The organism is Rhizobium sp. WSM409 (assembly GCF_057653825.1).
In genome coordinates this window covers 194,993-210,787 of the sequence record NZ_JBYGKP010000004.1, presented here as the reverse complement: position 1 = coordinate 210,787, position 15,795 = coordinate 194,993, and the positions used below count along the sequence as shown (strand labels likewise).

Sequence of the window (15,795 nt, the reverse complement as noted above, 5' to 3'; positions counted from 1 at the left end):
TCATGACGTCTCATCTTCTCTGGTACGATGCGCCCGCACAGCTATGGACGGACGCGCTGCCGCTCGGCAACGGCCGGCTCGGGGCCATGGTCTTCGGCGATCCCCTGCGCGAACACCTGCAGATCAACGAATCCACCTTCTGGGCCGGCGGTCCCTATCAGCCCGTTAATCCAGACGCTTTTGGTCATCTGGGAACCGTGCGGCAGCTGATTTTCGACGGCCATTATGCGGACGCCGAGGCGCTGGCCGAAAAACGTCTGATGGCACGGCCGATCAAGCAGATGTCCTACCAGCCGATCGGCGATCTCCGCCTCGAATTCAAGTTCGCCGAGAGTGTCTCCGGGTATCGGCGTGCGCTCGATCTCGATACCGCCATCGCTACCTCGTCTTACACCGCCAACGGCATCGCCTACCTGCGCGAAGCCTTCGTGTCGCCGGTCGACGGTGTGCTCGTCCTACGCCTCTCGGCTGACCGGAAACGCGCGATCAGCTGCCGGATCTCCATCGACAGTCCGCAGCAGGGAGAGATGAGCATAGGAGAGGGATCGCAGTTGAGCTTTTCGGGGAAGGGCAAAGCGGAATCCGGCATTGCCGCCGCTCTCCGGTTCGCCTTTGGCGTCCGGCTTATCAACAGCGGTGGAACGGTGAACGCTTCTGGGGGAGGCTTGTCGGTAGAAGGCGCTGACGAGGTTCTGGTCTTTCTCGACGCGGCGACGAGCTTCAGGCGCTACGACGACGTGTTGGGACATCCCGAGCGCGATATCATCGATAGACTTGAAAGAGCCGCTTCGCGCGATTTCGTATCGTTGCGCGACGACCATATCGCGGAGCATCGGCGACTGTTTAGCGCATTCGCCATTGATCTCGGATCGACGCCTGCGGCGTCGCTTCCAACCGACCAACGTATCGCTGGATTCGCTGGCGGCGATGATCCGGCGCTGGCAGCGCTTTATGTCCAGTTCGGCCGCTATCTGATGATTGCCTCGTCGCGTCCCGGGACGCAACCGGCCAATCTGCAGGGCATTTGGAATGCGCAAACGGATCCACCCTGGGGCAGCAAATACACAGCCAACATCAATCTCCAGATGAACTATTGGCTGCCGGCGCCGGCCAATCTGCGCGAGTGTCTCGAGCCGCTCGTCGAAATGGCCGAAGAGCTTGCCGAGACCGGCAAGGTGATGGCACACGTACACTATCGCGCCCGCGGCTGGGTCATGCATCACAATACCGATCTCTGGCGCGCAACGGGACCGATCGACGGCGCCAAGTGGGGACTCTGGCCAATGGGCGGTATCTGGTTGATGGCGCAGCTGCTGGACGCATGCGACTACCTTGATGACGCCGAAGCGATGCGACGTCGACTATTTCCGATCGCCCTGGAGGCGGCGCACTTCCTCTTCGACGTGCTTGTTCCGTTCCCCGGCACGGATTATCTGGTGACGAACCCATCGCTTTCACCCGAAAACGCCCACCCGTACGGAGCGTCGATTTGCGCCGGTCCGGCGATGGACAGCCAACTCATCCGCGATTTTTTGGGTCTCCTGCGCCCTCTCGCGGTCTCAATCGGTGGAGAGCCCGAGCTTGTCGCCGACATCGATCGTGTGCTGCCGCGCCTTGCGCCCGACAGGATCGGCGCGAATGGCCAGTTGCAGGAATGGCTCGAAGACTGGGACATGCAGGCGCCGGAGATGCATCACCGCCATGTCTCGCATCTCTACGGCCTTTACCCGAGCTGGCAGATCGACATGGACAGAACGCCCGACCTCGCCGCCGCCGCCCGCCGTTCACTGGAGATCCGCGGGGACGAGGCGACGGGGTGGGGCATCGGCTGGCGCATCAACCTTTGGGCGCGGCTGCGCGATGGCAACCATGCTCATAACGTACTGAAACTGCTTCTCACACCGGAACGAAGCTACAAAAACCTGTTCGACGCTCATCCGCCCTTTCAGATCGACGGAAATTTCGGCGGTGCGGCAGGCATCGTGGAAATGCTCGTGCAGTCGCGTCCGGGGGAAATCCATTTACTCCCTGCGTTGCCGACGGCATGGCCGGGCGGCAGTATCCGTGGCTTGCGCCTTCGCGGCGGCATGCTGCTCGACCTTGATTGGGAGGATGGCGAACCGCTGACGATTAGGCTCACGGCCTCGCGCAATGTCAGCTCGATCCTTCGCTTCGGCCAAACGCAACGCAAAGTCGATCTCGTCGCTGGCGAAAGTTTTTTCGACGGCGGAAGCGAGTTCCGCTAAATCCGCGCGGACGACGTGCTGGGCCGAGCTCGTACGGCAAACGGGTTGTCCGATCTGTCGGAGACGGGTTTGGCGGCTACACGCCGGACGTCGCCGAGATTGTCGAACTCGAAAAGATGGTGCTGGCACTCGAGCGCAAGGACCGAAGGCTGCAGGCGACGCTGTATTTGATCGCGTCACGCAGCTTTTGAAAAAGACGGCCGAGACCCATATCGTTTGGCGTCAGAACACTCTTGCTTGAAAAGTGATGCAAATCAGCGCCTGCGCGGCGCATCGTTCGCGACAACAGGCCATCGGAGGAGCGGCCTCTCGCCCGGCGAGCATGCGGCCAATCAAATATGTTAGCCGCGCCTGTCCATTGGAAATTCAATGGCTCCGCCCATGACTGAGAGTTAAAGCCATAGCAAACATCGCTGGTCAACCGATGGCTTCTTCTCGCAGTCAAGGCAGTCGAAATTTCAGTCAAAGGCCCTGCTTGTCAACAGAAATCGAAGGCAGGGCGCAATCACACGCTTGAGATTAGCCCCCCGTCCACCCGGATCACCGATCCGGTCAGATAGGAGGCGCGCCTGCTTGCCATGAACGTGACGACATCGGCATATTCTTGCGGATCACCATAGCGCCCGACTGGGATCGATGCAGTGCTTGCCGCTGAAACCTCCTCGACGGCCTTCCCTTCGCGCTTCGCCTTCTGTTCGTCGAGGAAGGCGATACGCTGTGTGGCGACACGACCTGGCAAGACGACATTGACGGTCACGCCATCACGACCGACCTCGCCCGCCAGTGTTTTCGACCATCCGAGAAGCGACATGCGCAGGGCATTCGACAGGCCAAGATTGGGAATGGGCGCGACGACGCCAGATGATGTCGAGGTGATGATGCGTCCCCACTTCTTTTCACGCATCCTGGGAAGTACGGCATCGGAGATTGCTATGACCGACAGAACCATGCTGTCGAAGTATTTACGCCAGCTCTCGGCACTCTGACCGGAAACGAGCGTCGGCGGCGGGCCGCCGGTGATATTGACAAGAATGTCTACCGAGCCGAGCTGCTCGTCGATGGCGGCGAGATTGGGCTCGATCACGCCGAGTTCGGCAAGGTCCCATTGAAGCGCCATCGCTAAGCCGCCAGCCGTGCGGATATCGGCAACCCTTTTTTCCGCTGATTCCCTGTCGATATCTGCAACCGCGATCCGCGCGCCTTCGACGGCGAGCGTTTTAGCAATTGCCCCGCCAAGCCCGCCGCCGGCGCCCAATACCAGGGCAGTCTTGCCTTTCAATCCGAGATCCATGGTCCGTTTCCTTTCCGTTATTGGCGATCTTCATACGCTGTGATCATCAGCCCGCCATCCAGCCGCCATCGACCATCAGGTTAACGCCGGTCATGTAGCTCGCCATGTCGCTGGCGAGGAAAAGCGCGGCACTCGCGACATCGTGTGGCTCGCCGAGCCGCGGCCAAGGGGTGCGACGGCGCGAATAATCGAGAGCGTCGGGATCGTTGGCGACACCCGGTTTGCCGGTGACGATCTTGCCGGGGGCAATCGCATTGCAAACGATACCTGTCGCAGCATGGTCGACGGCAATTTGCCGGGTCATTTGTACGACTGCACCCTTGCTGACGCCGTATGGGAAATCACCAGGGCAAGCGACCATGCCGTGCTGCGATGAAATGTTGATGATGCGGCCACGCGTTTCACCGGTCGGCTCCTGCGCCAGAAATTGCTGCGCGGCTCGCTTGCAGCAATAAAAGAACCCGGTGACATTGACGGCGATCACCCTATCCCATTGTTGGGGCGAGGTTTCAAGGAGATTGGTCGAGGTATAGATCGCGGCATTGTTGACCATGATGTCGAGCCGACCGAACTCTTTCACCGTTTGTGAGACCAGCCCATCGACGTCAGCCCAGTTGGAGATGTCGGTCCTTACGAACATGCCCTCTCCGCCTGCCGCAACGATGCAGGAAAGGGTCGTTTCACCCCCCTCGATCGGAGCCTCGCAGACGTCGGCGATCACGACGACCGCGCCCTCTTCGGCGTAGCGAAGTGCGATCGCCCGGCCGAGGCCGGAGCTCGCGCCGGTGACAATCGCAATTTTCCTGTCGAGCAAAGGCATCGGCATTCCTTTATGCAGTCCTGCGGACGACTTGGCCGCGACGGGGATTAATAAGCGTTCCGTCTTTGACGATGCGTGCGCCGCGCAGGAAGACGTCGGTCAACCGGCCGGCCGTGCGCCTGCCGTGAAATGGTGAATAGGCGGCACGGGAGGCCTGCTCGGTATTGGTGATGACAGTCGGTCGGTCCATATCGACAATTAGAATGTCGGCATCGCTGCCGACGGCAATCGAGCCTTTCGAACGTCCAAGTCCGAAGCGATGAGCGGGATTGTAGGCGCAGATCCGCACGAGATCCGAAAGCCCTATTACCTTCTCCGCCACAAGGTCCAGCATCACCGAGAGCAATGTCTGAAGACCCGGCATCCCGCCGGGAATATCTGCGAAAGATCCATAGACTGCCGACTTTTCGGCCGGGGTGTGCGGCGCATGATCCGTCGCCATGATTGTGATCAGGCCCTCAGAGACCGCTCGGCGCAAGGCCGCGACATCGTCGCGACCGCGAAACGGAGGCGATCCTTTCAGCCGGGCACCTTCCGTCTCGTAGTCGTCGGATGTGAAGAACAGGTTCTGCGGTGTCGTTTCCACGGTGACATCAGCCATGCTCCGAAGACGGCTCCAGGTCTCGGCGCCGAGCCTCGAATTAATTTGACGCACATGCACGCGCGCGCCGGTCTCAGCCGCCGCCAGTACCGCGCGTGCAATACCGCCGGCTTCGGCGAGCGGCGGTCTGCTGGCCAAAAATGCCGGAACGCCAACACTGCGCTCCCGCACGCCGGCTCCCTCGAGGATCGACTGGTCGCCGGGGGAAACGCCTATCACCGCGCCGGTACCCGCCAGCCGGCGCAGCGTCTCAGTGACAGCATCCAGACTATCGAACCGATAGTTGACGGGTACGTCAGCCGTGAACAGTTCAAGAGAGACCGGCGACAAAGCAAGCAGGGCCTCCAGGCTGTCATAACTCTTTGAAACCACGGCCTGAAAGCCGACGTCGACATGAATTCTGCCCGCCGCGCTCGCCATCTTATCCGACAATTGCTGCGCAGTCGCCGTCCAGGGATCGTCCGTCGGCATGTCGAGAATGGTCGTCACGCCGCCGAGCGCCGCTGCGTGTGTGCCGCTTTCGAAATCCTCCTTCTGCGTCATTCCCGGTTCGCGCAGATGAACATGCGCATCGACCAGGCCGGGCAGCACCTTTTTGCCGCTCGCATTGACGAAGCCGCGCGCCATGGCGGGCTCGCCAGGCGCTAGGACGGCCGCGACGCTTCCGTCGAGAATGCCGATATCCGCAGGAAGTTGACCGCTTGCGTTGACGACCATGCCGCCGGTGATCAGCGTGTCGAACATAGTCGCCCTCGCCTCCCCTACCATAGACCCGCGAGCCGCGGCTCTTCGTGCGTGACGACCTCGATAAGCGCCGCCTGCCCGGCCTTGACCTTGTCGAGGGCACGCAGCAACGCGGGGCGCAGCATTTCCGGATCCACGACGCATTCCGCGTAACCACCGAGAGCTTCCGCGATCGGTGCGTAACTGCCTGTTACCCGATTCGCGCCGTATTTCGTGGTGGCGATCGGCATGCTTTTCGCGTAGCCGCCGAGCACGTTGTTGCGCAGCACGATGGTCAAGACAGGCAGATTGCAGCGGACCGCAGTTTCGAAGTCGATGCCGACCATTCCGAACGCGGACTCTCCCATCAGATTGACGACGGTCGCATCGGGGCGAGCAAGCCTGGCCCCCATCGCAAAGCCTAGGCCGCTTCCGAGTTGGGTGGTCTTTCCCCAACCGATGTAGCCGCCGGGTGTGCTTGCCACATAAAATGGGCAGAACTGGTCGCGCGGATTGCCGGCGTCGTGTGTGACGATCGAGGTCTTCGGATCGATCGCCTGCATGATCTCCCAGACGACACGGTAAGGTGAGATCGGCGTGCTGCCCGACGTCAGGAGCGGCATCCATTTTTCCATGAAAGCCGCGCGAACGGCAGCGATTTCCGCCGCCGGCTGCTGACGTTCGCCGAGAGGCAGGTGATCGCGACGGATCAGTGCGATCATCTGTTTCAGGACCGAGGCGGCATCTGCGACCACACCCTGGGCGATCGCATAGTCCTTGCCGAGATCCGCATCGTCGAGCGTGACATGAAGGATGGTTTTATCTTCGGGGATCGGCAGGATGTAGTAGGAGCGCGTCAGGCTGCTGCCGAGCGCGAACACCACGTCGGCCTTTGCTAGAAAATGGTCGACGGTCGCGGGTCGGGCACGCCCGGCTGTTCCGAGAGCAAGCGGATGGTCTTCGGGAAAAGCGCTCTTGCCGTTCGGCGTCGTCATGACGGGAATGTTCAAGAGTTCGGCAAGCTCGATCAGTTCCGGCGTCGCCGAGGCTGACAGCACTCCCTGCCCCGCGAGAATAACGGGATTTTTGGCGGCCAGCAGGCTCTTGGCCAGATCGACCACCTCACGATCACCGGCCTGCGGTACGCTGCGGCGCGGTCGGCGATGATCCGCCGGCAGAGCATCAAGCCTTTCGGCCAGCAGATCGACAGGCAATTCGAGCAGGACCGGCGCCGGCGACCCATTCCTGACACGCGATATCGCCGCATGCATGAGCTTGGGCAGATCATCGACCTGCGTTGCCGCCTCGCACCATTTGGTAATGTGCCGAAAGTTGCGGCGGGATTCGAAATTCGGGGCGATGGCTTCTGATCCGCGCGGGTAGCCGGTCGGCAAGAACAGCATCGGTACGCGGTCGTTGAAAGCCTGGGCAATGCCGGCAAATGCACTTTCGGCTCCCGGGCCATATTGCACAGTGACAACGGCAAGCTCCCTGCCGGCCGTCGCCCGGGCATAGCCCTCTGCGATATTGACGGCGACACGCTGCGTCCGCGCAATGAGCGGCGGAATGTCAAGCGCCGCTGAGGCATCGAAAAGCTCGCTTGCTGGAAAGCCAATGATCTGCTTGACGCCTTCCTCCTTCAGGACCCCTGCAACATATTCGGCGCCGCTCATCGTTTTCGCCTCGGCGGGCAAATGGTCATTCGGCAGTGCATGCGTGCCGTCAGCCATGATGATCGATCCAGTAACGGGCAATATCTTGGCGCCGCATGAAGGCCGCACCTGGCGCTTTCTTGACGTGCTCGATCACGTCACGCAGACCCGAGGCGCGATTAGGCTGGCCCATCCAGCGGGCATGCACGCCGATCGTCAGCATACGCCCGCCTGTCTCGTCGGCTTCGCCGATCATGTAGTCGATCGCCGATCGGCAATCCTCGGCAAAATCGCGCGGATTGCTGTAGCCGGGCGCGATCAGATAGCGGCTGTCGTTCAGCGTCTTCGAATAGGGCACGACGAGAAGCTTCGTACCCTCGTGATCGAGGAAATACGGAAGATCGTCGTTGCAGGGGTCCGAGTAATAGAGGAAGCCGCCTTCCCTGACGATCAGGTCACGGGTGTTGACGCTTGGAAAGGATCGGCAATTCCAACCCATCGGCCTTGTGCCGGTCAATTTCTCATAAAGGGCCAGTGCTTCGTGAAGCTGCCGCTCCTCCTCATCGCGCGGCATGCCGGAATATTCGCTCCAGCGCAGCCCGTGGCCGAGCAGATCGTGGCCGCGGGCACTCATCCAATCGACGACAGCCGGGTTCTTCTCCAGCGCAACGGCGCAGGCCGAGATCGTTACCGGAATATCGTAACGGTCGAACATGCGAGCCAGGCGCCAGACGCCTGCGCGACTGCCGTATTCGAAATGGGTCTCGGTGCCGAGGTCGCGCAGCGGCGGGCTGTTGGGAATATTGTACTCGCCCCAATTATCGTTTCGTCCGTCCTCGAGCCAGGAATACTCCGCGCCCTCCTCGTAGTTCAGCACGAGGTTGATCGCCAGCTTGACCCCGCCTGGCCAGGAGATGACCGGGGGGTTCGGGCCATAGCCGACAAAATCGCGCAATTGATCTTTTGCACCAGCGCTCATCACTTTCCCTCGCTCTGATTTTCGTTCTCGACGATCCAATCCATGTAGTCGTGGAACGACTGCCTGGCGCTGCGTGGCTGCCAGCCCGTGTCTCGCGCGATCCGGGCGATGTCGTAGGCTCCCCACATGCCGTCCTTCAGTGAAAGGTCCTGGATGACGTTGGCGGTTTCCGCAGGGCTCACTTCGACCTGCAGGGAAGGCGCGCGCTCCTTTGCCCAGCCGATGATGTCGCCGATGGTCGAAGTCCCGCCACTTCCGATATTGTAGTGCCGATAACGCAGGCGCTCTGCGAGAAGCAGCGCGATGATTGCGCCGGCCACATCCGTCGAAGTGACATAGTCGCCAACAGGTTCCAGGCTATTCGGCCGCACGGTCTCCCCTGCAAGCGCCATATGGGCGACGCGGTTCGGAACATGCCGGAAATTACGGCTGCCGGTGACCCGATCCATCGGCCCATAAACCGATGCAAGCCGGACGGAGGCCGCCGACAGGCCGAAAAGATCAGCGTAGCGGTTGACCACCATCTCCGCTGCAAATTTGGAGATGCCATAGAGTGTCAGCGGTGCAACATAGCCGTCTTCGGGAAGCGGTTCGCCCGTCCAGTCCGGCCCGTGATGACGGTAGACCGAGCCCGAACTGACGAAGACGAGGCGTTGAAAGCCCGGACGCTTTCTCAGCCATTCGAGAATGTGCACGGTGCCCATGAAATTGATATCGACGATCCTGGCGGGATCTTCGGCTTCGGGTTGGCGCTTTGCCTCGGCGGCACTGCCGCGCGAGATGGGGGTGACGGTGGCGCCGTGGACCACGTAGCGGATATCGTGGTCGTCGAGTGTCGCTTCCCATTGGGCGGGCTCGCAAATGTCGGCCGTGATCACGGTCAGTCGATCGCGGACCGGCGCAAAATAGCGCTCCGCCATCGCATCAAGGCCGGCGCGATCGAGAATGACGACACGCGCCTTGGCATCGCGTTCGAGCCATTCCCGCGCAAGGACGCTCATGACGAAGCCGGTTCCCCCGGTGACAAGAAGGGTCATTTCAAATCCATCCAAAAGATCTTCAACGCAGGTATCAGCGGGTAACGTAGCCGCCGTCGGCCAGGAGGTCAGTTCCGGTGACGAACGATGCATCCGACGACAAGAGGAAGGCGGCGGCGGCAGCGATTTCATCAGGCTTGGCGATACGGCCGAGCAAATGCGCAGGCCCGAGCCCGGCATTGGCCGCCTCGAGGTCCGGCCACCGCTGCAGCAATCTCGGCGTCGCCACGGCACCAGGCGACAGGCTGTTGACGCGGATACCATCGCCGGCGTGATCGACCGCCATGGCCCTGGCGAGATGCACGAGCCCGGCCTTTGCCGCGCAATAGGCGACGGCCTTGCCGGTCGCCACATGCGCGAACTGCGATGCGATGAAGACGACGGATCCGCCGCCGCCTTCGATCATCGCCGGAAGCGCGTGCTTGCCGACTAGAAAGGCACCCGTCAGGATGACATCAATTTCCAGTCGCCATTGCTTTTCAGCAAGATCGATGACCGTGCCGTCCATCGAAGGTGCCGCGGCATTGTGCACAAGACCGTCGAGTCGACCGAAATGTCTGGTACCGGTCCCTACCGCGCGACCGACCGAAATATTGTCGGTCACATCGCACTGGATGCCGAAAGCACGGGGGCCAAGGGATTGCGCGAGCGCCAAGACGCCCTCCGGCGATTGATCCGCACAGATCACCGAAGCGCTTTCATCGATGCAGCGGCGCGCAATTGCCGCGCCGATACCGCTCGCAGCGCCCGTCAGAAAGACCACCTTGCCGTCAAGACGTGACATCGATGCGGTCATGATGCGAGGACCTTCGAAAGACCTTGCTGCGGTGGGAAAGGTCGCTGTCGGGCAATGAACTGGCCGCGCCCGGGCTCGGCCATGATTCTTCCGTCGTCCCAGACGATATCGCCCCGCGAGATCGTCATGATGGGCCAGCCCTTGACGACCTGTCCTTCATAAGGCGTGTAGTCAGTCGCGTGATGCAGGAGCGAATTGGTGATCGTCATGCTGCGATCCGGATCCCAAATCGCGATATCGGCGTCTGCGCCTACGGCAATCCTGCCCTTGCGCGGATGAAGACCGAACAGCCGCGCCGGGGCGCCGGCGGTCAGGTCAGCGAATTTCTGCAGCGAGATCAGGCCGCCGTTCACACCAGCAGAAAAGAGCAAGGCGAGCCGTGTCTCGATACCGGGAATACCGTTAGGAATACGGTGGAACGGTGTCCCCGGCCCGCCCGCTATCTTATCCGCATAGTGCCACGGCGAATGGTCCGAAGAAAAAACCTCCAGCGTGCCGTCCAGGATACCGGCCCAGATTGCAGGCTGGTTCGACTTGTCGCGTGGCGGCGGCGTGCAGACGCATTTGGAGCCTGAGAGATCATGGGTGTCGATATCCTCGGCCGAAAGGAAAAGATATTGGGGGCAGGTTTCGGCGTAGATCGGAAGCCCCCGCGCCTTGGCGCGGCGGATTTCTTCGACGGCGCCGCCCGCAGCGACATGGCTGACGAGAATCGGCGTCTCGATCAGCTCCGACAGGCTGATCGCCCGGAAGGTCGCTTCACGGTCGCCGATCGCCGAATGCGCCTTTTCGTGATAGCGCAGCTCAGTCTTGCGCGAGGCGATGAACTTTTCGGTCAACCAGCGAATGCAGGCATCGTTTTCCGCGTGAACCATGACCATCGCGCCTTGAGCACGCGCAAGGTCGAGCACATTCAACACCTCATAATCGTCGAGCTTCAGCCCGTCATAGGTCAGGTAGATCTTGATCGAAGTGCAGCCCTCGGCAATCAGCTGAGGGATCTCGTCGCGCAACACTTCGGCTGATGGATCGCCGACGATCAGGTGAAAACCATAGTCGATACGCGCTTTCGAACGGGCGCGCTCGTGATAATCCTCGACGATGTCGCGTAGCGACTGGCCACGCATCTGCATGGCGAAAGGCACGACAGTTGTCGTGCCGCCGCACATCGCCGACAGCGTGCCGGTGTTGAAATCGTCCGCTGTCGCCTTCCCTTCCCAGGGCTGCTGATCCATGTGGCAATGGCTATCGACGCCGCCGGGCAGCACGATGCGCCCCTCAGCCACGACTTCATGTTTCCCCTCGGGCAGATCCGGCCCGAGCGCCGCAATCGCGCCGTCGCGAACGCCGATATCGATCTGTCTGGTCGCATCCGGCAGTACCACACGGCCACGACGGATCACGAGGTCATAAGGCTTGGCGGGCGTCATTCGCTTCCTCCCGAAACAAGGCAAGGTTTGGTGGCGCCGATCGGACGGCGAAAGAGATTGAAGCAGGCAGCGACAGCAACCAGGAACGCGCCGCTCCCGAGCAGAAGGAAGAGTGCCTGCGGTGCAAACAGCTCCATCAGCTGGGCGGCGAGCCCAGGTGTCATGATGTTGCCGATCGAATAAAGGAGCAGCAGGCTACCCGATGCCGAGACCATATGGCGGCTATCGAGCTGTGAGTTAGCGTAAGCGATACCGACCGGATAGATCGTCAGCGCAATTGCGCCATAGGCGAAAAACAGACCGTAGAGAAGCATCTGCGGATAGCTTCCGGGCCAGGCGATTGCTGCGCACAGTCCTGCTCCCGCCAATCCCTGAACGAGAAGTAGAACGCGCCGGTCCATACGATCCGACAACCATCCGACCGGGGCCTGAGCGAGCATGCCGCCCAGGCTGAAAGCGGTTACCAGTGTCACCGCCACCGCCGCGTCGAGGTGCACCCGCTCCGCATAGATCGGCGTCATCGTATAGACATTCATATTCGTCATGCCCGCTTGAAAGACGCAGACGACAGCCACCGGTGCGAGAGCGACGAGCCGCCAGATGCCATAGCGATGCCCGGAGTGGGCGTTGCCGGCCTCGACCGCTACTGCCAGCGGCAGGCGCAAGGTGGGCCAGGGTCCACCGATAAAGCGGGCGTAGATCAGTCCAAGAAGGATGACGCCGAGCACGATCTGAAAGAGATGGGGAGAGTCCGCTCCGGCCGCTTCGACAAGCAATTGCGCAAACAGGGTCGCCAGCGACGTCATCAGCATATAGAGCGAGAAATAAGCTCCGCGGTTCTTCTGGTCAGCGTAGAGATTGATCCAGCTTTCGGACACGACGAACAGCGTTGCGATGGAAAAACCGTTTATCAGACGCAGGCAGAACCAGACCGGAGCGGCTTGCGTCAGCATGTAGCCGCAGGCGCCGAAAGCAGCGAGCAATGCGACGGCCAGGAAAGCCCGCTCGTGTCCCAAGCGGACGACCATGACACGAGCTGAGAGGCAGCCGGCAAGGAAGCCTACGGGAAACGCCGTCAGCAACAACTGGACGATGTGGGGATCGATTGCGGGGTCACTGAGGTGCAGGGAAACCGTGGTCGTCAGAAGAGAATTGCCAGTCGCGACGATGCAGATGCTCGCCATGACATGCAGGATTGCACGAAGCCCTGCGGCTTTCCGCCAGAATTCACCAATCCGATCGGGATCGCGCATCATTATGCCTTTTCGGCGAAAGCAAGGACGGAAGGCCGGGCGGCCAGATCTGCCTGATCGATGTGGCAGAGAATCTCGTGCGTATCGGACATCTTGCGCAGTGGGGGCGGAGCGGTGTCGCAGATGCTGCCGAGCTTGCGATGGCACCGCGTCGCAAAACGGCAGCCGGCGGGTACGTTGACCGCGCTCGGTGTTTCGCCGGACAGGCGAATACGCTCGCGCGGCGCTTCATCCGGGTGCGGGCTGCGGATCGCTGAGAGAAGTGCTTCGGTATAGGGATGCGCACCCTCACTGAAGACTTCCTCGACGGTCCCCTGCTCCATGATCTTGCCGAGATACATGACCACAACCTTGTCTGCTACGTGACGAACCAGCGCCAGGTCGTGGCTGATGAACAGCATCGTGGCATGCTTTTCCCGTTGAATATCGAGAAGAAGCGTCACGACCGCGGCCTGCACCGAAACGTCGAGTGCCGAGACAGGTTCGTCAGCGACGATGAGCGAAGGTTCCGCCGCAAAGGCGCGTGCGATGGCGATACGCTGCTTCTGACCGCCGGACAGCTGGTTCGGCTTTCTGTCCGCGACGGCTGGAGATAGACGCACCATTTCCAGGAGCTCGCGGACGCGCTGTTCGATCTCCGCCTTTCCCTTGCGGATACCGAATTTCTTGATCGAACGACGAATGGAAAAAGCGGCCGAATGCGAGGGATTGAGCGTACTATCCGGATTTTGAAAGATCATCTGGATCTGTTGCAACAGCGCGCGTGGACGTTCGCTGGCCTGCAGTTCGGCGATATTCTCGCCAGCCATGCGGATTTCGCCCGACGTCGCCTTGTCGAGACCCGTCACGATGCGCGCCAGCGTGGATTTTCCGCAGCCGGACTCGCCGACCAGCGCCACGATCTCGGCTGTTGCCGCTTCGAAACTGACCGCTTCGTTTGCCTTGACGGTCTTCCGGCGGCCGACGGGGTAGAGACGGTTCACATCAGACAATGTTATCGCCGTCGATCTTGCAATCATCTGTGTCTCGACCGGAGCAACCGTCGCTTCTCCTGCCGAAATTTCGGGCCAGCGGACGCAGCGCACCAGATGCTCTTCCGCCGCCGGCTCCAGAGCAAGGTCCGGACGGTCGCAGAGGCCGGAGACAAAACTCGAACAGCGCGGCCCGAACAGACAGCCCTGCGGCCGTTCCTGCGGCAGCGGGATCGAACCCGGGATGGCAGCGAGCGTGCGGCTGCGCTTATCGCCGGTAATGTCGGGAATGCAATCGATAAGGCCGCGCGTATACGGATGTTTCGGCCGGCGGAATACTTCTGATGTCGTTCCCTCTTCTACCATCTCGCCGGAATACATGATGCCGAGACGATCGCAGCTTTCCGCGATCAAACCGAGATTGTGCGAGATGAACAGCAGGCTGGTCGAATAGCGTTGGCGCAATTCTTCGATCAGATCGATGACCGCAGCCTCGACAGTCACATCGAGGCCGGTCGTTGGTTCGTCGAGCAGCAGAAGGGATGGCTTAGCAAGCAATGCCATGGCGATGACCACGCGCTGTTGCTGGCCACCGGAGAGCTGATGCGGATATCGCTTCATCATGTCACCAGGGTCCGGCAAGCGGACGTCGGCAAGCATCGCTTCCGCCATGGCCATCGCGTCTTTCTTGCTGGCGCCCATGTGAAGCAGGGGGACTTCGGCAAGCTGCGCACCGATCGTCTTCACCGGATTGAGCGCACTCATCGGATCCTGGTAGACCATCGCAATCTGCCGCCCGCGGATGGAACGCAGTTCCTTGGGGGCGGCATCGACCAGTTGCTTGCCGTTGAAGCGGATGCTGCCGCCGGCAACAACGCCGGTCGCGCCGAGATAACCCATGATCGCCATGGCCGTCGTGCTCTTGCCGCAGCCCGATTCACCCACGAGACCGTAGCTTTCGCCGGGCATAACCTTGAACGAGAGATCGGGGATCGCAACCACCGTTTCGCTCTTGCCGCGAAACTCGATGCGCAGGTTTCGAATGTCGAGAAGGGGTTCGCGATCGATCATTGGCGTGATGGACATGGCCGCTCCTTGAAGACTGGACGCGATGATGTTCATGGTTTCCATGCCTCCCGCATGCCGTCGGCGAGCAGGTTGAAGCCGAGGACCAGACTGACGAGCGCGGCAGACGGGATAAGCGACATGTGTGGCCAGACGTTCAGTACAGTGACACTTTCCTTGACCATGCCACCCCAGTCCGGGTTCGGTGGCGGCAAACCGAGGCCGAGGAAACCGAGGATGCCGATGGTGATGATCGTGTAGCCGATGCGCAGACAGGCATCGACGATCAGGAGGCTGCGGCAGTTCGGCAGCAGTTCGACGATCATGATGTAGAGCGTGCTTTCCGCACGCAGCTTTGCTGCCGCGACATATTCCTGCTGCTTCAGACCCAGCACTAGGCCGCGCGTTATGCGACCGATACCCGGCGCCGAGGCGATCATCGTCGCAATGACGATGTTCAGGACCGACGGTCCGATATTGGCGATCAGGATGACGTAGATAACGAGAACCGGAAATGCCAGTATGATGTCCGAGAAGCGGCTGATCAACACGTCGACCCAGCCCCCATAATAGCCTGCAATCATCCCCATCGTGATGCCGACGATCATGGCAACCGCCACCGACAGCGGCGCAACGGAGAGCACTGTGCGGGCGCCGAAGATCAACCGTGACAGCATATCACGACCGAGAATATCGGTTCCCAGCCAGTGGGCAGCGGAAGGATAGGGGTTGCTCATCGCCATGACATCGGAATCAGTCGGCGACGGTAGCGGCAGGACGGGCGCAAGAAGGGCTGCAAGCACCCAGAAGAGAACAAGGCACAACCCGACGACGGCCGTGCGCGAATGAAGGATGCGCATCCAGTTGGGCCTTGCAGCACGCTTTGGCGGTGCGGCGATCACTCCACTGATATTGCCTCGAACAGCCATGA

At 61.1% G+C, this 15,795-nt stretch carries 12 protein-coding genes; 1 reads left to right on the top strand and 11 read right to left on the bottom strand.

Annotation, left to right across the window (positions count from 1 at the left end; genetic code table 11):
- Nucleotides 1-2 precede the first annotated feature (2 nt).
- Nucleotides 3-2,246, top strand: coding sequence for a glycoside hydrolase family 95 protein (locus AC25BC_RS31915; RefSeq protein WP_128439544.1), 2,244 nt, complete (start codon nt 3-5; stop codon nt 2,244-2,246).
- A 505-nt stretch (nt 2,247-2,751) separates the two neighbouring features.
- Here the strand turns inward: AC25BC_RS31915 and AC25BC_RS31910 are convergent.
- Genes AC25BC_RS31910 through AC25BC_RS31860 form a run of 11 tightly spaced genes read right to left on the bottom strand, consistent with a single transcriptional unit; the run spans nt 2,752 to nt 15,793 of the window.
- Entirely contained in the window at nt 2,752-3,537 is a 786-nt protein-coding gene (locus AC25BC_RS31910) for an SDR family oxidoreductase (protein WP_128439543.1), read from the bottom strand.
- 46 nt (nt 3,538-3,583) lie between these two features.
- Complete coding sequence (locus tag AC25BC_RS31905; RefSeq protein ID WP_012760383.1) at nt 3,584-4,357, bottom strand: SDR family NAD(P)-dependent oxidoreductase; 774 nt, start codon at nt 4,355-4,357, stop codon at nt 3,584-3,586.
- Nucleotides 4,358-4,367: 10 nt separating this feature from the next.
- Nucleotides 4,368-5,702, bottom strand: a complete 1,335-nt coding sequence (locus AC25BC_RS31900; RefSeq protein WP_128407789.1) for a dihydroorotase — start codon at nt 5,700-5,702, stop codon at nt 4,368-4,370.
- Nucleotides 5,703-5,719: 17 nt separating this feature from the next.
- Nucleotides 5,720-7,411: a thiamine pyrophosphate-requiring protein gene (locus tag AC25BC_RS31895; protein WP_128439542.1), complete on the bottom strand. Its 1,692-nt coding sequence runs from the start codon at nt 7,409-7,411 to the stop codon at nt 5,720-5,722.
- Nucleotides 7,404-8,312, bottom strand: a complete 909-nt coding sequence (locus tag AC25BC_RS31890; protein ID WP_128439541.1) for an allantoinase PuuE — start codon at nt 8,310-8,312, stop codon at nt 7,404-7,406. The genes AC25BC_RS31895 and AC25BC_RS31890 overlap by 8 nt, the downstream gene beginning before the upstream one ends.
- Entirely contained in the window at nt 8,312-9,349 is a 1,038-nt protein-coding gene (locus AC25BC_RS31885; protein WP_128407790.1) for an NAD-dependent epimerase/dehydratase family protein, read from the bottom strand. Before AC25BC_RS31885 ends, AC25BC_RS31890 begins: the two co-directional genes overlap by 1 nt.
- 34 nt (nt 9,350-9,383) lie before the next feature.
- A complete protein-coding gene (locus AC25BC_RS31880) occupies nt 9,384-10,145 on the bottom strand; it encodes an SDR family NAD(P)-dependent oxidoreductase (RefSeq protein WP_012760388.1) in 762 nt (253 codons plus the stop codon).
- On the bottom strand, nt 10,142-11,575 hold the full coding sequence (gene hydA, locus AC25BC_RS31875) for a dihydropyrimidinase (RefSeq protein WP_012760389.1): 1,434 nt from the start codon (nt 11,573-11,575) through the stop codon (nt 10,142-10,144). The genes AC25BC_RS31880 and hydA overlap by 4 nt, the downstream gene beginning before the upstream one ends.
- Nucleotides 11,572-12,831, bottom strand: coding sequence for an MFS transporter (locus AC25BC_RS31870; protein WP_017997318.1), 1,260 nt, complete (start codon nt 12,829-12,831; stop codon nt 11,572-11,574). Before AC25BC_RS31870 ends, hydA begins: the two co-directional genes overlap by 4 nt.
- Entirely contained in the window at nt 12,831-14,921 is a 2,091-nt protein-coding gene (locus AC25BC_RS31865; RefSeq protein ID WP_017997319.1) for a dipeptide ABC transporter ATP-binding protein, read from the bottom strand. Before AC25BC_RS31865 ends, AC25BC_RS31870 begins: the two co-directional genes overlap by 1 nt.
- Complete coding sequence (locus tag AC25BC_RS31860) at nt 14,918-15,793, bottom strand: ABC transporter permease (protein ID WP_012760392.1); 876 nt, start codon at nt 15,791-15,793, stop codon at nt 14,918-14,920. Before AC25BC_RS31860 ends, AC25BC_RS31865 begins: the two co-directional genes overlap by 4 nt.
- Nucleotides 15,794-15,795: the final 2 nt, after the last annotated feature.